At 42.0% G+C, this 23,217-nt stretch carries 18 protein-coding genes; 11 read left to right on the top strand and 7 right to left on the bottom strand.

Going from position 1 to position 23,217, the window contains the following annotated elements:
• Nucleotides 1–61 precede the first annotated feature (61 nt).
• The gene (locus tag ACX5KA_RS02675) at nucleotides 62–2,806 is read left to right on the top strand and encodes a tetratricopeptide repeat protein (RefSeq protein WP_150140916.1); all 2,745 of its coding nucleotides are present in this window, start codon (nucleotides 62–64) and stop codon (nucleotides 2,804–2,806) included.
• 137 nt (nucleotides 2,807–2,943) lie between these two features.
• Nucleotides 2,944–3,837 carry a PEP-CTERM sorting domain-containing protein gene (locus ACX5KA_RS02670; protein WP_190322192.1) on the top strand — a complete coding sequence of 298 codons (894 nt, stop codon included), beginning with the start codon at nucleotides 2,944–2,946 and terminating at the stop codon, nucleotides 3,835–3,837.
• 437 nt (nucleotides 3,838–4,274) lie between these two features.
• On the opposite strand, the gene ACX5KA_RS02665 is transcribed toward ACX5KA_RS02670, so the two are convergent.
• The gene (locus ACX5KA_RS02665) at nucleotides 4,275–5,105 is read right to left on the bottom strand and encodes a PEP-CTERM/exosortase system-associated acyltransferase (RefSeq protein ID WP_061486215.1); all 831 of its coding nucleotides are present in this window, start codon (nucleotides 5,103–5,105) and stop codon (nucleotides 4,275–4,277) included.
• Between the two features lie 78 nt (nucleotides 5,106–5,183).
• A complete protein-coding gene (locus ACX5KA_RS02660) occupies nucleotides 5,184–5,945 on the bottom strand; it encodes a YdcF family protein (RefSeq protein ID WP_283625612.1) in 762 nt (253 codons plus the stop codon).
• Nucleotides 5,946–5,979: 34 nt separating this feature from the next.
• Between ACX5KA_RS02660 and ACX5KA_RS02655 the strand changes: the two genes are divergently transcribed.
• Complete coding sequence (locus ACX5KA_RS02655; protein ID WP_014950216.1) at nucleotides 5,980–6,765, top strand: S1 family peptidase; 786 nt, start codon at nucleotides 5,980–5,982, stop codon at nucleotides 6,763–6,765.
• On the opposite strand, the gene ACX5KA_RS02650 is transcribed toward ACX5KA_RS02655, so the two are convergent.
• Nucleotides 6,762–8,159, bottom strand: a complete 1,398-nt coding sequence (locus ACX5KA_RS02650) for an FAD-binding protein (RefSeq protein ID WP_458730337.1) — start codon at nucleotides 8,157–8,159, stop codon at nucleotides 6,762–6,764. The genes ACX5KA_RS02655 and ACX5KA_RS02650 overlap by 4 nt on opposite strands.
• Before the next feature lie 473 nt (nucleotides 8,160–8,632).
• On the opposite strand from ACX5KA_RS02650, the gene ACX5KA_RS02645 reads away from it, so the two are divergent.
• From ACX5KA_RS02645 to ACX5KA_RS02625, 5 genes are read left to right on the top strand one after another with little or no spacing between them, the layout of a single operon-like run.
• Entirely contained in the window at nucleotides 8,633–9,331 is a 699-nt protein-coding gene (locus ACX5KA_RS02645; protein WP_014977064.1) for a hypothetical protein, read from the top strand.
• Between the two features lie 17 nt (nucleotides 9,332–9,348).
• Nucleotides 9,349–9,591 (top strand): hypothetical protein, encoded by a 243-nt coding sequence (locus ACX5KA_RS02640; RefSeq protein WP_014977063.1) that lies wholly within the window; start codon nucleotides 9,349–9,351, stop codon nucleotides 9,589–9,591.
• Nucleotides 9,581–10,429 carry an HprK-related kinase A gene (locus ACX5KA_RS02635; RefSeq protein WP_458730336.1) on the top strand — a complete coding sequence of 283 codons (849 nt, stop codon included), beginning with the start codon at nucleotides 9,581–9,583 and terminating at the stop codon, nucleotides 10,427–10,429. Before ACX5KA_RS02640 ends, ACX5KA_RS02635 begins: the two co-directional genes overlap by 11 nt.
• Nucleotides 10,426–11,526: a nucleotidyltransferase family protein gene (locus ACX5KA_RS02630; RefSeq protein WP_458730335.1), complete on the top strand. Its 1,101-nt coding sequence runs from the start codon at nucleotides 10,426–10,428 to the stop codon at nucleotides 11,524–11,526. The genes ACX5KA_RS02635 and ACX5KA_RS02630 overlap by 4 nt, the downstream gene beginning before the upstream one ends.
• Nucleotides 11,527–11,538: 12 nt before the next feature.
• Nucleotides 11,539–12,555 (top strand): NAD-dependent epimerase, encoded by a 1,017-nt coding sequence (locus tag ACX5KA_RS02625; RefSeq protein ID WP_458730334.1) that lies wholly within the window; start codon nucleotides 11,539–11,541, stop codon nucleotides 12,553–12,555.
• Between the two features lie 34 nt (nucleotides 12,556–12,589).
• Here the strand turns inward: ACX5KA_RS02625 and ACX5KA_RS02620 are convergent, their stop codons facing one another.
• From ACX5KA_RS02620 to ACX5KA_RS02605, 4 genes are all read right to left on the bottom strand, one after another.
• A complete protein-coding gene (locus ACX5KA_RS02620; RefSeq protein WP_458730333.1) occupies nucleotides 12,590–13,474 on the bottom strand; it encodes a patatin-like phospholipase family protein in 885 nt (294 codons plus the stop codon).
• Between the two features lie 371 nt (nucleotides 13,475–13,845).
• Nucleotides 13,846–16,041 (bottom strand): malate synthase G, encoded by a 2,196-nt coding sequence (locus ACX5KA_RS02615; RefSeq protein ID WP_458730332.1) that lies wholly within the window; start codon nucleotides 16,039–16,041, stop codon nucleotides 13,846–13,848.
• Nucleotides 16,042–16,139: 98 nt separating this feature from the next.
• A complete protein-coding gene (locus ACX5KA_RS02610) occupies nucleotides 16,140–17,084 on the bottom strand; it encodes a LysR family transcriptional regulator (RefSeq protein WP_014950208.1) in 945 nt (314 codons plus the stop codon).
• 282 nt (nucleotides 17,085–17,366) lie between these two features.
• Complete coding sequence (locus tag ACX5KA_RS02605; RefSeq protein WP_458730331.1) at nucleotides 17,367–18,962, bottom strand: isocitrate lyase; 1,596 nt, start codon at nucleotides 18,960–18,962, stop codon at nucleotides 17,367–17,369.
• Between the two features lie 543 nt (nucleotides 18,963–19,505).
• Here ACX5KA_RS02605 and ACX5KA_RS02600 point away from each other — a divergent pair.
• From ACX5KA_RS02600 to glsB, 3 genes are all read left to right on the top strand, one after another.
• Nucleotides 19,506–20,465, top strand: coding sequence for a chemotaxis protein CheV (locus ACX5KA_RS02600; protein ID WP_039218214.1), 960 nt, complete (start codon nucleotides 19,506–19,508; stop codon nucleotides 20,463–20,465).
• Between the two features lie 236 nt (nucleotides 20,466–20,701).
• Nucleotides 20,702–22,180 carry an alkaline phosphatase gene (locus tag ACX5KA_RS02595; RefSeq protein WP_458730330.1) on the top strand — a complete coding sequence of 493 codons (1,479 nt, stop codon included), beginning with the start codon at nucleotides 20,702–20,704 and terminating at the stop codon, nucleotides 22,178–22,180.
• Nucleotides 22,181–22,282: 102 nt separating this feature from the next.
• Nucleotides 22,283–23,191, top strand: a complete 909-nt coding sequence (gene glsB / locus ACX5KA_RS02590; protein WP_458730359.1) for a glutaminase B — start codon at nucleotides 22,283–22,285, stop codon at nucleotides 23,189–23,191.
• The last annotated feature ends 26 nt before the right edge of the window (nucleotides 23,192–23,217 follow it).

Below are 23,217 nucleotides of genomic sequence, written 5' to 3'. Positions count from 1 at the left end.
CTGGGAATGGTTAATATGTTTCATATTCAAACAAAAAAATTCAGGATTGAGGACAGTAGGCATGCGCAGAGATATTCGTAGGAAGTGCTTTTTAGCGATAACCATAACCGGTCTTTTAGCTTGTTCGCCAAAAGCTGTTGAAGAAATCATTACCGAAGCAGAAACCTTAACTGCAAAGGGTGACTTTAGAGAAGCAGTTTTAGAGTATAAAAGTGCGATATCAATGCAGCCGAGTGATAGCGATTTGCGTCGCAAAGTTGCTGACCTATATATGATTCTTGGTGATTATGCCACAGCAGAAAAAGAATATTCAAAAGCAGTAGAGCTTGACCCTGAAAGTGGTAAAGCGTTAGAGGGCATGATAAATAGCTTATTCAGCCAATTTGATTTCGAAGGGGTTATACTATTAGTAGATTTGCATGAAACACTTGTAGATAAAGTTGATGAAAAAACTGCCTTAAACATTGCGTTGAGTTACATTGAGTTAGGCGAGTCTGTAAACGCAAACACAATGGTTAAAAACAAGGTAACTGACGTTGATTTAGTGACTACATTTGAGTCTTATCGACTGGCCTCGAAAGGTAAATATGAAGATGCATACGCCCTTATCAATAAATTAAACCAAGACTCACTTCAGCCTAGCGCCCTGCTTTTAAAGGGGAGGTTAGCCTTTTTAAAGCGTGATTTTCAAGAAGCCTCAAAAAATTTTGAGTCATATCTATATGTAAAACCTTCAACTTTTAAGGTTGAAGTTTATTTAATAAATAGTCTCGTCCTTTCAAATGAAATAGAACATGCAGCGAAAGAACTCACAAATCTAAAAACTAAGGTTAATAGTCACCCCGTAATTTCTTTATTGGACGCAGAAGTTGCACTAGCTAAAGCGGATTACAGTAGTGCAAAGAAACATGCTGAAGCAGCAATTAAAGAGCGTCTTGAGTCAAGCCGATTGAATTATGTATATGCCGTTGCCTCTTTTAAAGAGGGGGCGTTTGAAGCGGCTTTTCGTGCCCTAGAAAAGTTACCTAACTCCTATAGAAAGACTGGGCAAATTCAACAAATAGAAATGCTTACAAGAGCTAAGCTTGGTTACGATATTGACCTCGGGGACTATGATGTAGAAAAGTTCTCATTTGATGAAAAGAAAGCTCTTGCTGAAACTTTCTCAGGCGCCAGTTACAGCGGTTTAATGGCTGAACTTAAAGAGAGTATTCTTAGTAAAGTCAATGAAAGCGAAGATCTTACCAGTGCTGAAAGCGCTTATTGGAATCTAAAATTCGGAAACGAAGAAATTGTTAAATCTCAACTTACGGAAAATCTTCGGCTCAACAATCAACCAGCCGATGCTACATATCTTTTAGCTTTCGCTCACTTCAGAAGTAACGAGCTTGAGCAAGCAGAGGAGGTCGCTAAAGAGGGGTTAAAAAGCGAACCGAACAACACGGCTTTGCTTTCAGTTTTAGCGCAATCGCTATTTAAACAAGGAAAGTTCGATGAATCACTAGAAGCGGCAAAACTTTTGAGAACCATCAAATCTGACCATAGAGTTCCAGTAGTTCTATCTGTCGCCTTTCACCTTCAGAAAAATGAATATGAGAATGCGAGAAATGAGGTGAAAAACTTTATAGAGTCATTCAATGAACAATCTGAGTTTGAGCCTATTCTATATGTTTTAAACCGCGAAATCGGTGATACGGACAGCAACATTCAGTACTTTTCAAGGTTATATGAAAACAAACCTGCAGAGAGTGGCTGGAAACTTTACTTATCGTCTTTAATTGATAAAGGTGATTACAGAGCAGCGTTGAAAGAGCTTAATCGTATAACGAAAGAAAATAAAGATGACTTTTTCTACCTATCACGCTCAAGTATCAATCTTAGGGTCGGTGATTTTAGTCAGGCCAAAAATGATTTAAATGATTGGATCAATTCGTTTGATGCGCCATTAGAGGCGTATGTCCAATTATGCAATATTCTTGAGCTGGAAAAGAATATCGGTTCAGCGTTGACTGTCTCGAGAAAAGCACATCAAAAATTTGCCAATAGTGCTGATGCAAAATTGCTTCGTTCTCATTTTGAATTGGCAGTAGGCAATTCGACCAATGCAAAAGTCCTTCTAAGTGGCATTAATGAACAGGATTTCGTATCCTCATCAGGCTATTGGAATTCAATGGCTCGTCTAGAACTTCAGAATGATAATTTTGCCAAAGCCTTGGAGTTATTTGAAAAAGCTTATCAGTTAGCGCCCAGTGCAAAATTGCTTAGCAACAGGTTGGCGGCATTAAAAGCTATGGGAAAAGAAAGCGAGGCATTAGACTACCTCAAATCCTCACTAGAGTTGACCCCATCAGATTCTATCCTAAAGCGTTACTATGCTGATGCCTTACTTTCAGTGAACGCTACCGAAGCTATAAACCAATATAAGGCACTTATAGATAGCGGTGTAAAAGATGTTGTCGTTTTTAACAATTTAGCCTGGTTATATTTTGAGGCAGAGAGTTTTGAGATGGCAGAAAAATATATCCAAGATGCTCTAAAGTTAGAAAATGGATACAAAAATGGAAATGTGCTGTCGACCGCCAGCAGTATATACCTTGCGACTCATCAATATAAAAAGTTAGAGAGTACTTTTGAGAAAGGGCTTGAAATGGGGGCTAGAGTCTTTGCGGGTTCACTTTTAAATCTGGCCGAGGCAAAGATCAGACTCAACAAAATTGAGGAGGCTCGAAAAATTCTTGAGCAGACTAAGACTGTTGATAAAGATCTTACGGATAGGAAGTCTTCGTTGTTAAGCCTACTTAATTAAGTGTCTGGTTTTTTTACAAGATTACAGTGGTAAATTTCTCCATGAGAAAAAAGTACATTAAATCAATGTCTTAAAAATTGGCACGTAACTAGCAAGTACAAGGGAAACCGAAAAGCGGTTAAACAATGGAGAACATCATGTTTAAGAAATTAGCAGTAGCAGCAACGTTAGCAATGTCATTTACAGCAGCGGCCGATCCAATTCTACTTCCAGGTGGTGTTTCGGTTCCAGAGCCAGTAGAGCCAAGTGCAGTTAACGGTACAGGTAACGTAGTTACTACCCTTAACTTCCTACAGTATTTCCAAGACCAATCGGGTAATTTGGTTAATTTGGGAACAGCATATACTGGTGATTTCACTGATTTTGTTGGTCTTCAACTTACGGGTTTCGGTACGCTAAGTTCAGGAAGTGCAGGCGAGTTTTTATGCCCATCTTGTACACTGGCATTTAACTTTGGCGGCTTGTCGGTTATTGAAACTACAATCTTAAACCCTTTCACAGGTCAACCTCAGCAGTCTTTGACATTGGACCCAGATGGTTCGTTTTTTGATCTTTACATCATTGATGCGTATTCAGGCTCTCTTCCTGGCGACTTTGCATCTACAGACCGTATGAGCCTAACTGCTGGTGCAGCGGGTTTTATTGATGAAATTAACGACACACTTTTCATGTCTGGCTCGTTTAGCGAACTTGAATATTCTCCAGAAATTACTGTGCAAAACCTAAGTTACGGTGGTCTCTTAGATGGTGAATTGGTTGCTGGTATAGACATTGCGGACCCAGCACCAGGTGAAGGTATTGCAAACGGCAATATTGTTAGTAACAAGGTAACTCAAGAAGGCTTAACTGATTTCTTTGATGCTGTCGCGTTCAGCCTATCTTCAACTTTCCAAGCGGTTAACGGTGACATTATTACAATTGCGCAAGGTAACGCAGGTAATTTGAGCACTAATGTTGTACCAGCGCCTGCAACGTTAGGTGTTTTTGGTCTAGCGCTTGTAGGTATGGGTTTCCTTCGCCGTCGCAAGTAATAGCAGACATAGCTGTCCCGTCCGAAAATATGTTGACGGTTTTTCAAAAGCCAGTGACTCAGCTCACTGGCTTTTTTCGTTATGCACTTAATTAGGTGTTTTCATTCCAAAGCTTAGATGTGGCTGTCCATACGCAGCTGAGTTGGCAGTCCATGTTCAGCCCTTAACTGCTTTAACACGTATACGACTTGGCTATTCGTTTGGGTAGTGCTTGTTTAGCTCTGCGCCTCAGATTCAATAAATCTGGCATTTTCTGCTTAAAGCTTGTTCAATCGTTTGAAGCCAGACTCTTCTATATCACCGTATTTGGATTCTCAACTATGGTGGGTCAGCACTGCTGGTAGCGTGATTTTTTCAAAGTTGTCTCCTGCATTAATCATCGCAGAAAACTCCAATTAAGTTTGTCTCAATTTATGGAAAGTGGGCACCCCCACAAATCAAAAATCTTGCTTTTCTATTGAATTCAATATATCTGCAAGCATCTTTGCAAAGCCAGGGCGAAGGCTCTTTCTAAGCAAGTTTTGATTGATATAATAAGGTGCGCGTTTACCGTGATATTCGACTACTGGGCCAATTTGTTCGAACTTAATACCAATGAACTTCATACTTCGCGCTAGACGCGGCTCCATCATTACATAAGCGTGTTTGATATCTTCTTCGATTGCGAGCGCTGCAGCAGCGAGGTAAAGCCCAACTGCAATAAAAGGAAAGCAGCGAACTTCTTTTTCAGAGTATGTGTGCTCGTTGATAACTGCCACTCCAGCCCCTGCGAATTTATCCATTACACGTCGACGAAACTCTTTAGGAACAGCTAATCGCGATATTTCACAAATATCTTTGCGGTCAAACTGAGAGGGGTCTAAATCTTTTCGCGTGATGGAGTTTAGGCAATACTTTTCTATTGGAAGTTGTTCATCGGGCTCCATGGGCCTCACCATTCTTACAGTGCCCGCAAAATGCTTACTTTTATGGTGCTGTATTAAGCAGTGAAGTGAAAAGCTGTCGAATTCATCAAACTCTAAACCACTCTCTTTTATTGGCTCAAATCCAAGTTCTTCACAATACACTTCATGTCTTATCGTAAAAACATCATTTTTCAACTCTTTAGAACTCGCAACAACAGGCGCCAAATATGCCGAAAAATGACTTGAAATGTAGTTAGCCTCTTCCAGCTTCCTATACCCTGAAATCAGCTTTCCAATTTTACTTTTCTCACCAACTATAGTCCCTAACTTCTCGAGCAGGGTTTGTTTTTTACTTTTAACCATAGATGAAGCGATATCCGATACTTTTTATTCAGTCTAGCAGAGTTTTAACATTAAATTACATAGACTTTATACGTAATACTAATTCACTGTATTAGAAATTAGTTTTTGCTTCATGAGAGCTAGGTATTCATAAAAAGCGAGTTCGCTTTTTGATAGCGCTGAGGCGGAAGGAAATGCAAGGTATGGGGTTAGAAGTCCTTTAGAATGGTGGTTGACTGGAAAAAATTCACCGACACAATTGTAAAAGCTAAACAAGTTTTCTAAACGATAAATATGTGTTGCTGACGAGACTACCCAAGTTTTTGCGCCAGCGATATAGGGAAGGGCCGACAAAACCTCTTCTTCCGTATCAGTGCCTAACTTGGTGATAATTATCTTATCTTTACTAACGCCCAATTCCTCGAAAAACTCTCTGGCTTTTTCAGAATAATTAACGTTTGAATCGTGAAGAAAGTTGCCTCCGGTAATTAAAATTGGAGCACCTGACTTTCTATGAAGCTTTAAAGCCTCTATGTTTCGCTGCAATGAGCATTCAGTCCATCTACTCGTATCAGGGACGTTTCCAAAAGTGCTATAGTAACATGCAAGAACTAAAATATAGTCTGGTTTGTCTCCGTCGGATTGTGTGTTCGGGTAGTGATGCTTGTGCTCTAGAGGGTAGAGAAGTAAGTCACTCACATATGGTTGAGAGAAAAGGAAAAAGGTAGCGAGTGACATTAATTTAAAAGTCTTGCCGAAGTATGGTTTTCTTCGTGATAGAAGCATTCCAATTGCGAAGAATGAAATAGCTAAGTTTAATGGAGATATAAAGAAAAGCACTATATGCTTTAACAATTCCATGTTGCTACCTTGTAAAAAAAGAGATTCGTCAATCATGTCCTATTTATCGCACTATTCCAACGTATTACTGGTTTTTACATCTCTATTTTTTTCACCTTTTTTAAGTGCAAATGCAAGTTATTCGTTTGTTGATATAGTGTCTGAGACAACGGATTCTGTCGTTGCTATCGGTTTGTATACACCACTGGAAAGTGATGGTAATCAAGTTCTTGGTACTGGCTTTGTAGTTGGCAACGGTAAATGGGTCATAACCAATTATCATGTGGTTTCAAAAATTCTAGATCCCCAAATTGTGCAACACTATGTTGCTATTCACGGTGAAGGTCGAAACGTCACTGCTCAAAAAGCAGAAATTGTCGATATCGATCCTGTTCATGATTTAGCGCTATTGAAAATCAGTAATGAACTAAAGCCATTAAAAATGGGAAGCGAAACTTTATTGAAGCCAGGCAATGAAATTGCTTTTACTGGGTTTCCATTAGGTGCTGCAATTGGACTTTATCCTGCTACGCACAAAGGACTAATATCAGCTATTACGCCTGATGCGATACCTGCGAGGAATGCAGATCAGTTGACAGTCTCAATGCTCAAGAGACTAAAAAAGCCTGAACTCGTATATCAACTCGACGCCACAGCATTTCCAGGTAATTCAGGTAGCCCTGTTTATAATATAGAGACAGGGCATTTGGTGGGTGTGATTAATAAAGTCTTTGTAAGCCAGGGCAAAGAAGCAGCTCTTTCATCTCCAAGTGGAATTAGTTACGCAATCCCAGTTAAACACGTTATGGCAATACTTAATAAAAATGACGTAAAGTATTAGGGTTTATAAGGGTTGTATCTGTCTGGACTTATAATGCCAGCAGGATCTAATGCGTGAGCGATTTTCCCGGCCGTTTTCCAAAACGTACTGTTAGCATTTAGTTCTAATTGCTGTTGAATGTTTAATCGGTAAGGGATGAACCCCTGTTTCAAGCCCTCATCAAACAATGCCTGTAAGCATGCGTGTGCATCTTCTACTGCTTGCGGATTTTCTAAATCAAACACAATTGGGATAGTGCTGTCAGTCGTAATCCCACTAAGGTTTGTAAAGGTTATCATGGGTTCAATATTATATTTGGGGGTAATACTTCGAACCATTTCAATAAAAGCTTTCATTGAGCTTACTTTAGCTGGTACGAGAGGGGCGTACCAAAGCAGACCACAACCGTCTTTTGCGGGGTTCATCAATCGTGACTTATCTGGTCGAACTCTAGGGTTGCGCCAATAAGCTAGAGGTAAAGCAACCTGACTGGGCTTGCCTTGCATTACCTCCATTCCCGCAGAGAGCTTTTCAAGTTGCTCTCTTGCACTATCTAATATCGGAAGGCTAAGCCTTTTAGTAACAACTTGACCTAATCTAACCAATAGGTCGCTAGAGAACAGAACTTGATCGGCTTTTTCTTTTGCAATTTTTTTGATATCACTTTTTGCAGCCTTTGCTACCGAATGTGTGCCGTAGACCGTTCCTACTAATGTCCATTCAGGTACATCGTAATATTTAGAAATTGCGTCTACTTGTTCATCTGTCATTACTTTATGGTTACCACAGCCTTGGGGGTTGTCTGCGACCATCGCGGCGACACGCCTTTTATCCATCAAATTTATTGACCCTACAACGCCTTCTAAATTGTGGAAAATTTCTTTCACAACCGCATAAGCGTTATTGAAACTTTCTTTATCGAAAAAGCGCATATAAAAAGAGTCAAACGCAGGTTTTACACGAGCTAATGAAAGGGTTATTTCGGTTACAATCATGTTTCCAGATTGAGTGAAAATTCCGTCGAGATAAGGGCCGTGTTTCCATTTAAATGTTTTATCTACATAACATTCACTATTATCACCATTGGCCATATCGCTCATGCATTGGAGAGAGGACTGGTAGAAGCTTCCATCTGCCAAAAATCCTTTTATCGACATCACTGAGGTGAAGTGGTCAGCGATCGGCGTAATACCATAGCCACGCTCGAGAGCGTTACTTAAAATACTTGTCGTTGGACCAGCGCCCGTAACCGGAACCATGTATGAAGTTTGTTTGGAGGACAAGTATTCAAATAGAGCGCTTTGAGTAACGCCAGGCTGAATAGAAATGACACCATTCTCTTCGTCGAAATAAGTAATGTCGTTTAGTGCACAAAGGTCTAGAAGCACCACTTTTTCTTCAACTGTACTCGGCATAGAGAGCCATAACCCCAGTTTTTCCCAGAACTAATCGGGTACAATGAAAACTGGTTCGGAGTATTAACTACGCTGCCTGCAAACTTGATGAGTTCTTGAATAACACCCAATGTGATGGGCCGGACTATACAAGCCACATCCCTCTTGAAGCCTTCAGTTCCCGAAGTATTTGATTCTGAGTAAGGAAGTACGTCGGCATTTTCTTTAACAAGACTTTTTAACTCTTCAATTAGCACTGATGAACCTGTAAGATTATAATTATGTAGAGTAAGTATAGCTTTGCTGAAAGCAAATGTATTATGATTTGCGTGTTAGTTTTGTAAAAGTGTACAGAGTAAACTTGTGTCAGCTTTTTTAACAATAATGACACAGTGCGGATGTAACCAGCTAAATAATAAGTGCTTTTTTTATGGAGCGATTCTTGCTTTCCTGTAATGAAATAAGCAGAAGTCACTGAATTTTTGGAGTAATTTGTGAACAATCAAGCTAACAATAGTCGACGCAAATTTATTAAGACCACAGGAGCGGTCGCGGGTATCACTGTTCTTCCATCTACTTCAGTTTGGGGGGCCTGTAACGCTTCTGGTATATCTGGTGGCTCGAAAGTCATAAATGTTACTTGTTCCGTTCCTGAGATTACCGGCGGCTGGTCCCCTGGTACCTGGAAAAAATTAACAAAATCATCTGCTTGTAGTAGTCATTGGAAAGCAAAAAAGAAAATTAAAAAAATCTTTGGCTCACACCATTCGAGCTCTACTCTAAATAGTTATGTCAAAGGTATGGCACATTTCTTATCAACCACCCAAGTGACATTTGGAGATGGCTCTACGGTGGAACAAATTAGTTTTAATATTGCTGAAGTCTTTGACAAAGATGACACGGGTGATAGTAAAATGGATTTGGCTGCGATGTATCTGAACATCTATTTCGGACTAGCCGATTGGGACAAAATATTAAACTCTTCAGCAGAGCTTCTTGTGGAAGATTTCTGGGGCTCGATGTGTGTAGAACATGGTTTGGAAAATAAAATGTCGTCACCTCGCTGGTCGAAACCTCTTGATAGCGCGTTGTCCACTGAAATCGGTAATCAATATTGGTCAGATTCTTCATCAGGTATTGCTTCAGGTGACACATCGAAAATACCGGTTGGCATAACTTCGTTAAACTGTTAATCGCTAAATTGCGATAAATGTTAAAAGAGCAATATATTCATTACGCGATGCCAGATTTTTCTGGCATCGCTTTTTTTGAATTAACAACAGGCGAAACAAGCTTTTTTACTCACCCTAATCTTTCATGTTTAGTCTTCTTGGAAGGCCAAGTTGATTGGGTGAAGAGTTTTCAGCGCTCTTCGAAAGATGACACAGTAAGTGTAATTCTCGAAGCATTGTCATCAAATGGATATTTAAAGAGGCAACTTCTTGATAGTTAATATCGGTGACTTTAACTTTCAATTTTTTAACTTGCCTAATTATGTAAAGAGAGAGCTGTACAAGCTCTATGAAAGTGAACATCGTTCGGAAGTTAATGAGAGCATAGACTTTACTATTGATTTAGAAACTAGCAGTTTTATAAGAAGGTTTTTTCGACGTCAGAAAATCTTTATGCTAGATGGGCAGCGAATTTTTAATCCAGTCGCTTATGACAAGTGCCTGCCATCCGTTGAATGGGCAATGAATTGGTGTATCGGAAGCTATGATCACAGTAAAATTTTGATTCATGCGTCCGTTGTAGAGAAGAATGGAAAAGCTATTATTTTCCCTGCTTCCCAAGGCTCGGGAAAAAGCACACTTTCGGCCTATTTAGGATTAAAGTCTTGGAATTTGTTCTCAGATGAATTTGCAGTTATCGATATAGCTAGTGGCTTTGTTTCGCCGCTCTTTAGGCCTGCATCATTAAAAAATAACTCTATTGATATTATCCGCTCGGCTTTTCCAAATGCGATGTTTTCTTGTGTTACTAAAGGGACACAAAAAGGAGATATAGCGCACGTCAAAACGATGAATAGACTACATTTTAACTCTTTACAGCCAGCAAAGATTGCTGGTGTTGTTACGCCAAAATACAGAAAAGATTCAGAAGTTGAAATCCTTAGTCTTAACATGACGCAAGCCTTATCGATTTTGATCAGAAATAGTTTCAACTATAGTATTTTGGGAGATATCGCGTTCAAGAAATTATGTACTATTGCGAGTGATGCCGAAGCGTATGCAATAACCTATTCTGATTTTGACGATATTGAGTCTACCCTACATAAGATAATTAGATGAAGCTCAATATTACTCCTCAAGAAATTATTAACCTTTTCGAAAGTCCTCGACTTGCGCTAGACATCGATGATGACAAATGGCAGGACATTTTAAGAGTGCTCCGCTTCAATGATATGACAGCTACTCTAGCCAACATTTTGTCTGTAAATAATATTGCGCTCCGCTCGCACTTTGCGCTAAAGCACCTTGATTCGTCTTCTATATATGCTCAAAGGCAAGCACAGCAAGTCCGGAATGAGAGCTATAGCTTGAAAAAGCTCTTATCTAACGCAGAAGTGAACCCCATATTCTTAAAAGGTGCAGCGTACATCCTCGCAAGTGACGAGAACTCACATGGTAGATTGATGTCAGATATAGACATTTTGGTCGATAAAAAATGTCTTCATGAAGTTGAGAGTATTCTTAAAAGTAACGGATGGAGAGAAAAGAGGTTAGATAATTACGATGAGCAATATTATCGAAAATGGTCACACGAACTACCTCCTTTCAGGCACATAACCTCAGGTACGACATTAGATATCCACCACACTCTCATTCCTCCGATCACTGGTAAATCGATACCCATAGAAAGTGTACTTGCAGAAAGTGCAAGAGTAGACGGTGTACGCCAAACTCTCTCTTTAGAGTGGCGATTGTTACACTGCATCATTCACTTTTTCTTTAACGAGGATTACGAAAAACCTTTCAGAGATCTCTGGGATTTAAAATGCTTGTTCTGCTCACTGAATGATAAAGAACATTTAGAAAAATTCTTATCATTCGCAACAGCTCTCGGATTCCGTACGGAAGCAATTTATGCGGTTAGGTTAGTTGAGCTCAACTTTTGCAGCTTTAAAGAAAAATTTGGAACAAATCTTGATGGTAACGATACAAAGCTTTCGAAAATTGAAACTATTTTCTTCAATCTAATTGTTGTGAATATGGCAATTCCACGCCATCCCAAATTAGATTCGTTTTTAACGAAATTTTCGTCTTTTGTTATGATGATACGGGGCCATATTAAAAAAATGCCCTTAAAAATCCTGATACCTCATATGAGTGTAAAAGTTTATCGTGGAGTTATTAAAACCGTTTATGGTCGCTACCACTTCGAATAAAAAGGAAATCGAATGAAAATCTTAGTCACCGGAGCAGCTGGTTTCATTGGTGCAGCTGTATCGCAATACCTTATCAATCGTGGTGACCAAGTTGTCGGGATTGACAACATTAACGATTATTACGATGTGAATTTAAAGCACGCTCGTCTAGACGAAATTAAATCATCAACTGCTGCTGATTTGTTTTCTTTCGTAGAAATGGGTGTTGAAGAGCGCGATAAAATGGCTGCGCTTTTTGAAGTGCACAAATTTGATAGAGTGGTGCATTTGGCTGCTCAAGCTGGTGTGCGATATTCTCTTGAAAATCCTAACGCTTACGTCGACTCAAATATTGTTGGTTTTGTAAATATTCTTGAAGGGTGTCGCCATAATAAAGTCGAGCACTTGGTGTATGCGTCATCTAGCTCAGTTTATGGCGCTAATGAAACAATGCCTTTCTCAGAGCAGCATAATGTGGATCACCAAGTTAGCTTGTATGCCGCTTCTAAAAAAGCAAACGAGCTGATGGCTCATACTTATAGTCACCTGTACAACTTGCCTACAACGGGGCTGCGCTTTTTCACTGTTTACGGGCCTTGGGGCCGTCCAGACATGGCGCTTTTCAAGTTCACTAAAGCTATTTTGGAAGGTAAAACAATACAGGTTTACAACTATGGTAACCACCGTCGTGACTTCACTTATATCGATGATATCGTTGAAGGCGTAATTCGCTCATTGGATAATGTGGCTAAACCTAACGAGAATTGGGACGGCGGCAATCCAGATCCAAGTACGAGTAAGGCGCCCTATAAGGTATACAATATTGGTGCGCAGACACCAGTTCATCTTCTGAAGTTCATTGAAACGCTGGAAAGTGCATTGGGGGTTGAGGCGAAGAAAGAACTTCTTCCTATGCAGCCGGGCGATGTGCCAGACACCTATGCTGATGTGTCGTCGCTCGTTGAAGATACTGGGTACCAGCCATCTACCGATGTTGAAACAGGCGTAAAAGCGTTTGTCGATTGGTATCGCGACTTTTATAAAGTATAAGCACTAAGCGACTTATAATTACTTTCTGAAACCGTTAAAGTGCACTGCTTCTCATAAATCCCGCACACTTTTTGGGCAAGAACTCTTTCGTGGTTGCATAACCGAGCTCAAAAAGTGTGTTTTTAATTTCAGGTGTAAGCGAAAAATCCACCGCGGAAATCTCCCCGGTATTTACCACGACCGTGTTGTGCCAATACTTCGCATTGACGTACTCCCTGGAAATTGCCGTCATAAACGTGCGAATAAGCATGCTGACATATTGCGGCAGTTGAAGTAAATTCTTTTTAATGGCTTTGCGTTTTTGTTCGGTGCTTTGTAGCCTGAAACACACTGATGGCGTGCCATCGCCTCGCCAATCTTCAAACAACGCATCTTCAGACAATATAGCGCCGTCTACTAGCAAGTGCTCTTTAAAGGGTTTGAACGAGAAGATGAGCGGTATAGACATAGAGTACCGCACTGCTTCTGACACTTTCATATCTGGAGAGGTTTGTTTGTTGAACAAAACTGGTCCGCCGCCGTTTACGTCGGTAGCCAGAATATGCAGGTTGAGTGGTAGGTCGGCAAACACTGCGCCTTCCAACTGTTCGTCAATCCATCGTTGAAATACGTCGCCAGAAGAAAGACCGCCTTCCCGAAGCAACCTTACGAGTGAAAATTCAGTGAATTGCTTGAAATCAGTAACCAGTGCGAGCTCTCGCATTTGCTCCACTGTGTAACCTTTGGCATAAAGTGACGCGATAATAGAGCCTCCAGATACGCCAACCAAAGTATCGAAGCCAACATTCATATCGTACAGCGCTTTTATGATGCCGATATGGGCGCTCAACCTTGTTCTTCCACCTGAAAAGATGGGCACAATTTGTGTCGTGTTCGCCTGTAAAAGGTTATTCGGTATTCCTGCCGAGGTTATGTGCATATGCATACTCCAAACTAGGGAGGCGTTGCGAACAAGGTTTTAAATGAGCGGTAAAACGAAACGCAGTGCCTCATAGTAAAAGCGTAGTTTAATGGCGCACTATCAGTAAAGTTTGAAAAGGAAGAAGAGCGATATCTTTAGTCTAAGGTGTTGCTATATCGCTACATTGAATGATGTTCTGTGTCCTTAACTGTAAGCTCAACTGGCCCTTCACACTTTGCAATTGTTTGAACAACGTGGAACGACCCATAAAAAAAGGCTCACTTCTGGGTTAACAGAGTGAGCCATATTTATATGCATTTGTGTCGCTAACGCGCTTTGTGACCTTGATTATAAACCTAAGATTCTAACCAACAAATACACGTCTGACATTAACTCGCCGCAAGCTTCGCTTTCATCTCGCGGCGACGGGCGTGTAATAAAGGTTCAGTGTAACCGCTAGGTTGCTCTTTACCTTTGAAGATAAGGTCACTTGCGGCTAAGAAGCCAATTGAGCTGTCTAAATCAGGTGTCATTGGGATATATTCAGGGTCTCCCGCATTTTGCTCATCTACCAAGACAGCCATACGAGCCAAAGACTCTTTTACCTGATCTACACTTACAATGCCGTGCTCTAGCCAGTTAGCGATATGTTGCGATGAAATGCGCAAGGTCGCGCGGTCTTCCATTAAGCCAACATCGTTGATGTCAGGAACCTTCGAGCAGCCTACACCTTGGTGTACCCAGCGTACAACGTAGCCTAAAATACCTTGAACGTTATTGTCGATTTCACGCTTAATGCTTTCGCGAGTCAGCGTAGACGCGTCTTCTAACAATGGAATGGTAAGTATGTCAGCAAGGCCATCAAAGTTTTCATCTAGTGACTTTTGAACGTCAAACACATTTACATCGTGGTAATGAAGCGCGTGCAGTGTCGCTGCAGTAGGTGAGGGAACCCAAGCAGTATTAGCACCGGCCTTGGGGTGACCTATTTTGGCGGTCATCATATTTTGCATTTCATCAGGAATTGGCCACATGCCTTTACCAATTTGCGCTTTGCCAGAAAGGCCGCAGCGAAGGCCTACAGCCACATTTGCGGTTTCATAAGCCTTAATCCAGGCCATCGACTTAAGCTCGGCTTTTTCTGCGAAAGGACCTGCAAGCATTGAGGTATGAATTTCATCACCGGTTCTGTCTAAGAAACCCGTGTTGATAAACACAACGCGTGAGGTGGCCTCAGCAATACAAGCCTGAAGGTTGATACTTGTGCGGCGTTCTTCATCCATTATACCCATCTTAAGGGTGTTGGCTGGCACATCGATAATTGTTTCGATCGCACCAAACAGTGCGTTAGAGAATGCGACTTCTTCTGGCCCGTGCATTTTAGGTTTAACAATATAAATACTGCCCTCGCGGCTGTTTTTAAATTTGCTGTTACCTAAAAGATCATGCTTTGCGATAAGTGAAGTGACTAAACCGTCCATGATCCCCTCTGGCACTTCTTCGCCGTCAAAGAGCATAGCATTGTTAGTCATAAGGTGGCCCACGTTTCTAACAAACATAAGGCTTCGACCAGAAAGTACTAATTCGCCGTCTTTTAGCTTGTCTTGTGAAGCGTGTTTAGACGGCTGATAGCTTCTATCTTCATGCATAGCACGAACTAACTGTTTACCACCTTTTGTCATTTCAATGCTCAGCGAGCCTTTCATTAAGCCTAGCCAGTTGCTATACACCAAGGTTTTGTCTTCAGCGTCAACAGCAGCAACGGAATCTTCGCAGTCCATAATGGTGGTTAATGCAGCTTCAACCAGTACGTCTTTTACGTTTGCGGCATCGCTCTCGCCAATAGGGTGAGTCGGGTCTAGTTGAATTTCAAAATGTAGACCGTTGTGGGCAAATAACAGGCTTGACGGTGCGCTAATGTCACCTTGGTACCCTTGCCATTGCTCTGTGTTTGCTAAGGTGGTTTCATCGCCGTCGACAAGAGTGATCGCCAGCTTACCCGATTCAACCTTATACTCTGTAACGTCAGCGTGGCTGCCTTTTGCCAGTGGTATCATGCTATCTAGATAGTCTTTCGCTTTCGCAACGACTTTGGCGCCGCGTACGGGGTTGTAGCTTTTTCCTGCTTCTGCTCCACCTTCATTGCTGATGACGTCAGTACCGTATAGTGCGTCGTACAAACTTCCCCAACGGGCGTTTACCGCGTTAAGTGCATAGCGAGCGTTGTTGATTGGCACGACTAGCTGAGGGCCTGCCATTGTCGCTATTTCAGCATCTACGTTTTGTGTTTGTGCACTCACTTGAGATGGCTGCTCAACAAGGTAACCAATGCTTTTTAGGAAGTCGGTGTATTCGTTTCCATTTACTGGGTTGCCAGCTTTATGATAATCGTCGATAGCGCGCTGAAGCTGTTCTCGCTTTTCTAATAGTGCGCGATTTTGAGGAATGAATTTTTCGAAGAGGGTTTGTGCACCTTGCCAAAAGGTGTCTTTATCTACGCCTGTGCCAGGAAGTGCCTGTTCATTAATAAAGTTATCGAGTTGTTCGGCAACCTGTAGTCGGCCTCTAGTAATATATCCTTGCATAACTACCTCTATACATTTGTCTGTTCACCCAGTGTAGTGTGTATAGAGATAGTTTTTTAATTTATGGTTTGTATTTCTGCCATATATTCTGTGAATGTTTAGCCCGCATTCATTTCGCTAGCTACATCGCTGATTAAGCGGCGCAACCAAATGTGACCTGCGTCATGGTGAAGTAGGGCACTCCACGCCATTTTTAGCGCAATAGGTGGTATGTCGAAAGGCGGCTCTTTAATTACGACATCTGGGTCGTGTTTGAATAAACGCGCCGCTTTGCTTGGTAGGGTAGCAATAAGTTTTTGCTTTTTCGCAATCTGAAGCGCTGCGTGGTAATGACGAGTAAATACGCGAATAGCACGCTGTTTTCCGATTTTTGTAAGCTCTGCGTCAACCCAACCCAATTTTTGTACTTCATTTGGATCAATACCTACACCCACGCCAAACCCAGTTTTACTCACCCAAATATGCTGGGCACTCAAGTAGCCTTCTAGGTTGCATTTTTCTACTAGCGGATGGTCGGAACTCATTACACAGCTAAAGGTGTCATACCAGATAACTTTTTGGTGAAACGACAAAGGCAGTTCATCAAAGCGGTTAATTGCCATATCCACTTTACCTTGCTCGACATCGTGAAACGTCACGTCACTCGGCGTAATAAGGTCAAGCGTAATATTGGGCGCTAAATCCGCCAGTCTTCCAACGAGTTCAAGTAACAAGGTACTTTCTGCATAGTCACTGGTCATAATGCGGAAGGTTCTGTCGCTGGTTAACGGGTCAAAATCAGTTTCGGGCTGAATAGAGCTTTCTAATCGGCTAAGAACATCGCGAATAATAGGTTGCAGCTCAAGGGCACGCTTGGTGGGAGTCATCCCATCGCTAGTGCGAACTAATAGGGGATCTTTAAACAGATCGCGAAGGCGCTTTAAGCCATTACTCATTGCTGGCTGAGTAATGCTTAGCTGGTTTGCAGCTTTGGTTACACTTCCTTCGCGCAACAGCACATCTAAATAAACCAATAAATTCAGGTCGACCTTCGCTATATTCATTATTCTAATGCTCTTTTTAAACCTAATTAAACATAGATATTATAAAGCTTTTTTATTTGATTGTCAGATAAGCGTTTAGTCTTAACTTAAGCACTTTTATAACAATAAGTAATTGAAAAATATGGTGTATATAATTTTTTTATGGGGTTTTGAAAAATATGGCTTCTTTTATTTTTCGTAGAAAATATAAATGAAATGAATAGCGTGCACAAAAAAGGGCACCCGAAGGTGCCCTGTAGGAAAGGTTGGGATACTTTCCGTTTAACTCATTGCCTGTTCGCGTTATACGTCGAACTGGTTCATGGTGTTATCTTCACCAGACGCTTTAAGTGCACCTTCACCTGAGAAGTACTCTTTGTGCGTATCACCTAGGTCAGAACCTGCCATCGCTTGGTGCTTAACGCACGCTAGACCTTGGCGAATTTCTTGACGCTGAACACCGCGTACATAAGCAAGCATACCTTCTTCACCGAAGTAACCTTTTGCAAGGTTGTCAGTAGACAGTGCTGCAGTGTGATAAGTCGGAAGCGTGATAAGGTGATGGAAGATACCCGCTTCACGTGCTGCGTCAGCCTGGAAGCTCTTAATCTTCTCGTCCGCCGCTGCTGCAAGTTCGCTGTCATCATAGTCAGCAGACATAAGTTTCGCGCGGTCATATCCAGAAACGTCTTTGCCTTCTTCTGTCCAGGCATCAAATACTTGCTGACGGAAGTTAAGCGTCCAGTTGAATGATGGAGAGTTGTTATAAACCAGCTTTGCGTTCGGTACTTGTTCGCGAATAGCGTTAACCATTTCAGCAATTTGGCCAACGTGTGGCTTTTCAGTTTCAATCCAAAGCAAGTCAGCGCCGTGCTTAAGTGAAGTCACACAGTCAAGTACTACGCGGTCAAAACCTGTACCTTCTTTGAAGCGGAATAGACCGTTTGGTAAACGCTCTGGTTTAACCAGTTTGCCGCCTTGCTTAAGTACTAAGTCACCTTCACTTAGGTCTTCAACACCTGCAACTTCAGTCGTTTTAAGGAATGCGTTGTACTGGGCGGCTAAGTCACCTTCTGATGTAGATACTGGGATCTTTTGAGTAAGGCCTGCACCCAGTGAATCGGTACGTGCAACAATAACACCTTCATCTACGCCAAGTTCTAAGAACGCATAGCGAACTGCGTTGATTTTAGCTAGGAAGTCTTCGTGTGGAACCGTTACTTTACCGTCTTGGTGACCACATTGCTTCGCATCTGACACTTGGTTTTCGATTTGAATACAGCACGCGCCAGCTTCAATCATTTGCTTAGCTAGAAGGTAAGTCGCTTCTTCGTTACCAAAACCTGCATCGATATCAGCGATAATTGGTACTACGTGCGTTTCGTAGTTATCGATTTCAGCTTGAATTGCAGCTACATCGCCACCGTTTTTCTTCGCGTCGTCTAGTTTGTGGAAAAGGTCGCCTAATTCACGCGCATCTGCTTGACGAAGAAAAGTGTAAAGCTCTTCAATAAGTGCAGAAACTGATGTTTTCTCGTGCATTGATTGGTCAGGTAGAGGACCAAACTCAGAGCGAAGTGCTGCTACCATCCAGCCTGAAAGGTATAGGTAGCTTTTATTTGTTGTGCCTTGATGCTTTTTAACTGAAAGCATTTTCTGTTGGCCTACAAAGCCATGCCAGCAGCCTAGTGACTGTGTGTACTGAGACGAATCTGCGTCGTATTCAGCCATGTCTTTGCGCATAATGCTTGCAGTATAGCGAGCAATGTCTAAACCTGTTTTAAAACGGTTTTGAACCTTCATGCGTGCAGCGAATTCTGGGTTGATACCTTCCCAAGTTCCGTTTTGTGCTGCCTTTAATGTGGCGAAGTTATCAATGTCTTGTTGATATTGCGACATGAGCGTCTCTCCCGACTATAATTAAAATACTTAACGTTGTTTATGTTTACGCTGTAGGGCGTTCCCGTTGATTCCATTTCATCCTAGTGCCGGATTTGGAATAATAGAAATATATATTTTGCATTGCGGTCATTTATTTTATGAATGTAGATTGTGTGGGAGTCAGTCGAGTTGTAGGGACAAACTTAAATTGCAAGCGCGCACTGAAATGTTCGCCTATATTTAAGAAATGATTTCGCTTAGCAAATAGTTTCGCTGAACTATGGCAGCGTAAGTGGTAGGGAAGCCTTCAAATAATGGGCATTGGTGAAAATACTAATTATGGTTGTTTGGCCGGATCTTTGTCTTCAGCCTGTTTGGTATGCGGTCGGTAAATTCCTAATAGTGTTGGTTTTTTCAAATGTCTATTAGCTAAATGGGTAATAGCTTTATACCTGTGGTCAGGGTAGCGTTAGCCTAAAGGGGCACAACAACGCGGTTTGATAGGCGAAAGGCGCTAAGTTGGCGCTAGGTTGTTGATTATTAATTGTAAAAGTAGGTGTTATGAGTAGCGGTGTATTGTCGTCAGTTGATCAAAGAACCAAGCTTGTAGGCGAGAACAGGCTTGAACTTTTGATGTTTCAACTGGGAACACGACACATATTTGCCATGAACGTCTTTAAAATTAAAGAAGTTATAAACGTACCTAAGCTCAATATAATGCCTGGTTCACATCACAATCTGAAAGGGGTGATGAACTACCGAGGAAGCTCCATTCCCATTATAGACTTGCGTCAGGCAATCAAAATGCGCGGTGCAGCCACACAGGCAACAGCCAAGAACGTTATCATCACTGAGTACAATAGAAGCGTGCAGGGCTTCATTATTGGTGAGGTAAAAAACATAGTGAATACATCCTGGGGTACCATTCAACCCCCCCCTAGCGGCATTGGAAAATCCAATTATTTAACCGCCATAACTCAGGTGAATGTTGAGGGTAAACAAGAGCTGGTAGAAATCATTGATGTTGAAAAAGTGCTCGCGGAAATCATCGATTACGACACATCTATCTCTGAAGAAGTGTTAGATAAAGAGATAGTTAACCACTTTTTAGGTAAGAAAGTGTTGATAGTGGACGACTCAAGCACGGCAAGAAAACAAATAAAGGATACGTTAGAGCAGCTTGGCATCACGATTATCGAACGAAAAAACGGCGCTGAAGCGTTAGCATTACTCAAAAAGTGGGCAGATGAAGGTAAAAATCCTACCGACGAAATTCTGCTTATGTTCACCGACGCAGAAATGCCAGAAATGGACGGCTATCGACTTACTTCAGAAGTGCGTAACGACCCGCGTATGAGCAACTTATTTATAGCACTCAACACATCATTAAGCGGAAGCTTCAACGACGCCATGGTAGAAAAAGTGGGGTGTGACAGGTTTATCTCCAAGTTCCAGCCCGACATGCTCGTTGACGTGGCACAACAGCGCATGCGCGAATACCTCTCATCACAAAATAAGTAGTCGCTTCCTTCTTAAAAGTTGCTAATTTGATGAGATGACCATCTGGTCATCTCATGCTTGCGTTATTTTATCCAAAAGCTTTGAGCATCTAGTCAGCCTGCTTTACACTATTGCATATTATCGCTTTGCTAACACCTTTATGATCACCAAAGAATCATTCGCGATAGTTTCTTTATTGTTGTTGTATCTTCGGGTAACCAGGCCGGTAGATACCTTACTTACTCAGGGAAGTTTAAATGATTAAACAATTTGTTCGCACATCACTACTAAGTTGTGCGTCTATTGCTGTTCTTGCGGGTTGTGGTATCACAGAATCTATAACCGAATCAGCAAGTGCAACCGGTACGCAAAGTAAAGGCGTGCCCAAAAATATCATTATGGTTGTTGCCGACGGTATGGGGCCTGCCTACACCACCGCTTATCGTAATTATGTAGATGATCCGTCAACTCCGGAAGTTGAGACAGTTGTATTTGACGACATTTTGGTGGGTAACGCGTCGACATACCCCGCTCGTGTATCGGGTTATGTTACCGATTCAGCCGCTGCTGCAACAGCGCTTGCTACAGGCGTTAAGTCATACAACGGTGCAATAGGTGTAGATGTAAACAAACAACCAGTAAACTCTGTTATGCACCATGCGAAGAGTAAAGGCATGCGTACTGGTTTGGCAGTAACCTCTCAAATTGTTCATGCGACACCCGCGTCATACATCGCCCATAACGAGAGCCGTAAGAACTACAACGAAATAGCTGAAGATTTCTTTGATGTTCGCGTAGACGACAAGTTTGTCGCTGACGTGATGCTGGGCGGTGGAACGTCTTACTTTGAACGCGACGACAGAGATATCTTGGCGCAATTTATTGATGCTGGCTACGAATATGCCGATTCATATAACCGCTTGGCTTCGGTGCCTGCGGGAAGTAATGTTCTCGGTCTGTTTGCTCCGGTAGCGCTGCCTGCGGTACTGGACGACAAGCGAAAAAATCGCCTTGAGTATTTAACTCAACATGCAATTAAACACTTAGAAAATGACAACGGGTTCTTTCTTCTTGTTGAAGCGAGCCAAGTAGATTGGGCGGGTCACGCAAACGATATCGCGTCTGCCATGGCTGAGATGCACGACCTTGCGTTAACTATGGAGTACTTGCGCGACTATGTGAAAGCCAACCCAGACACTCTTGTTATTTTGACTGCAGATCACAGTACAGGTGGCTTAACCATTGGCGCAAACGGCGACTACCGCTGGAGCCCTGAACATCTTAAGTCAATGTCAGCCTCAGTAATGACAATTGCTTTAGAGATGGCAAATGAAGAGAACCCTGGCGAATTTGTGGCGCAGAAGCTTGGCTTGTCGTTGAGTGAAGAAGAGCTTGCCACGCTAGATAGCGTATCAAACCAAGATGATGAAACTCGCTTCATGGCAGTAAAAACCTTCTTAGACACCAAAACAAACACGGGGTGGACAACAGGCGGTCACACTGGTGTAGATGTTGAAGTATTTGCTTTTGGTGCTGGTTATCAATCGCTTATGGGGCAAATTGATAACACGGATATTGCAAAAACAATCTTCAGTTTTATCGATAAAAAACAGCCAGTAATAATCGATTCCGATTCAAATAAAGTATCAGAAAAGGTATCGACCAACATTGAGCTTACGTCAGACGAAGATGATGATGGCTTGTGTGACTTTAAGGAAGATTGGCGCTGTAACTAATCGCTACATTGTTTGTATAGAAATTAAAGCGTCAGCGTTTTTATAACAAGGCGCTTTATTTTTATCTGTGGTAAGCAGGAAAGGGGAACTATGAAAAACGAAATGCTGGCACTACTTCAAGATATCTATGATGAAGTTGAACCCATGTTGGGCATGGGAAAAGTTGCTGACTACATCCCTGCGTTGGCTACAGTTAATCCAAGGCAGTTTGGCATTTCAATTTGCAACACAAACGGTCAAATAACGTCGATAGGCGATGCGAGTGTTCCTTTTTCTATTCAAAGTATCTCAAAAGTCTTTAATCTTGTTTTAGCCATCAATCACTACGGTGAAACCATGTGGGAGCGAGTTGGATGCGAGCCATCCGGCCTGCCGTTTAACTCTCTTGTACAGTTGGAATATGAAAACGGTATTCCCCGCAACCCCTTCATTAATGCCGGTGCGCTGGTGGTCAGTGACATGGTTCAGTCTCGGTTCGCTTCCCCTCATATTGCCATGCGAGATTTCGTAAGACGCTTAAGCTGTAACGGCGATATCGTGGTAAATAAGGTGGTGGCGGAGTCTGAATACGAGCACCGCTCTCGCAATGCGGCAATGGCATATTTGATGAAGGCCTACGGAAATTTTGAAAATGAAGTGGAAGGTGTACTTCGTAATTACTTTCACAACTGTGCGTTAGAAATGAGCTGTGAAGACCTAGCTCGGTCTACCAGTTTTCTTGCTAACGCCGGCTTCTCAACCTGCGCAAATGAGCAGGTGTTAACGCCTTATCAAACTAAGCAGGTGAATGCGCTCTTGGCAACCAGCGGTATGTATGATGAAGCGGGGAGCTTCGCGTTCAAAGTGGGTCTGCCGGGTAAAAGTGGCGTAGGCGGAGGCATAGTGGCTGTTGTACCAGGACGCTTTTCAATATGCGTATTTTCGCCAGCGCTTAATAGCGTGGGTAATTCTCAGCTAGGTGTGGCGGCTTTGACATCGCTAAGTGAACGCATTAATTGGTCTATTTATTAGAGGCTTTTGCGGTTCGTTGTATATCG

The organism is Alteromonas alvinellae (genome assembly GCF_902705805.1).
The sequence above is the reverse complement of the archived record's forward strand: the minus strand, read 5'-3'. Positions and strand labels throughout refer to the sequence as shown.

What these genes read in the sequence shown, in the direction of transcription:
- ACX5KA_RS02600 (WP_039218214.1), top strand. Translation starts at nt 19,506, where the DNA reads ATGAGTAGCGGTGTATTGTCGTCAGTTGATCAAAGAACCAAGCTTGTA.
- ACX5KA_RS02670 (WP_190322192.1), top strand. Translation starts at nt 2,944, where the DNA reads ATGTTTAAGAAATTAGCAGTAGCAGCAACGTTAGCAATGTCATTTACA.
- ACX5KA_RS02655 (WP_014950216.1), top strand. Translation starts at nt 5,980, where the DNA reads ATGTCCTATTTATCGCACTATTCCAACGTATTACTGGTTTTTACATCT.
- ACX5KA_RS02615 (WP_458730332.1), bottom strand. Translation starts at nt 16,041, where the DNA reads ATGCAAGGATATATTACTAGAGGCCGACTACAGGTTGCCGAACAACTC.
- ACX5KA_RS02660 (WP_283625612.1), bottom strand. Translation starts at nt 5,945, where the DNA reads ATGGAATTGTTAAAGCATATAGTGCTTTTCTTTATATCTCCATTAAAC.
- ACX5KA_RS02650 (WP_458730337.1), bottom strand. Translation starts at nt 8,159, where the DNA reads ATGCCGAGTACAGTTGAAGAAAAAGTGGTGCTTCTAGACCTTTGTGCA.
- ACX5KA_RS02625 (WP_458730334.1), top strand. Translation starts at nt 11,539, where the DNA reads ATGAAAATCTTAGTCACCGGAGCAGCTGGTTTCATTGGTGCAGCTGTA.
- glsB (WP_458730359.1), top strand. Translation starts at nt 22,283, where the DNA reads ATGCTGGCACTACTTCAAGATATCTATGATGAAGTTGAACCCATGTTG.
- ACX5KA_RS02630 (WP_458730335.1), top strand. Translation starts at nt 10,426, where the DNA reads ATGAAGCTCAATATTACTCCTCAAGAAATTATTAACCTTTTCGAAAGT.
- ACX5KA_RS02675 (WP_150140916.1), top strand. Translation starts at nt 62, where the DNA reads ATGCGCAGAGATATTCGTAGGAAGTGCTTTTTAGCGATAACCATAACC.
- ACX5KA_RS02620 (WP_458730333.1), bottom strand. Translation starts at nt 13,474, where the DNA reads ATGCACATAACCTCGGCAGGAATACCGAATAACCTTTTACAGGCGAAC.
- ACX5KA_RS02605 (WP_458730331.1), bottom strand. Translation starts at nt 18,962, where the DNA reads ATGTCGCAATATCAACAAGACATTGATAACTTCGCCACATTAAAGGCA.
- ACX5KA_RS02595 (WP_458730330.1), top strand. Translation starts at nt 20,702, where the DNA reads ATGATTAAACAATTTGTTCGCACATCACTACTAAGTTGTGCGTCTATT.
- ACX5KA_RS02610 (WP_014950208.1), bottom strand. Translation starts at nt 17,084, where the DNA reads ATGAATATAGCGAAGGTCGACCTGAATTTATTGGTTTATTTAGATGTG.
- ACX5KA_RS02640 (WP_014977063.1), top strand. Translation starts at nt 9,349, where the DNA reads ATGTTAAAAGAGCAATATATTCATTACGCGATGCCAGATTTTTCTGGC.
- ACX5KA_RS02665 (WP_061486215.1), bottom strand. Translation starts at nt 5,105, where the DNA reads ATGGTTAAAAGTAAAAAACAAACCCTGCTCGAGAAGTTAGGGACTATA.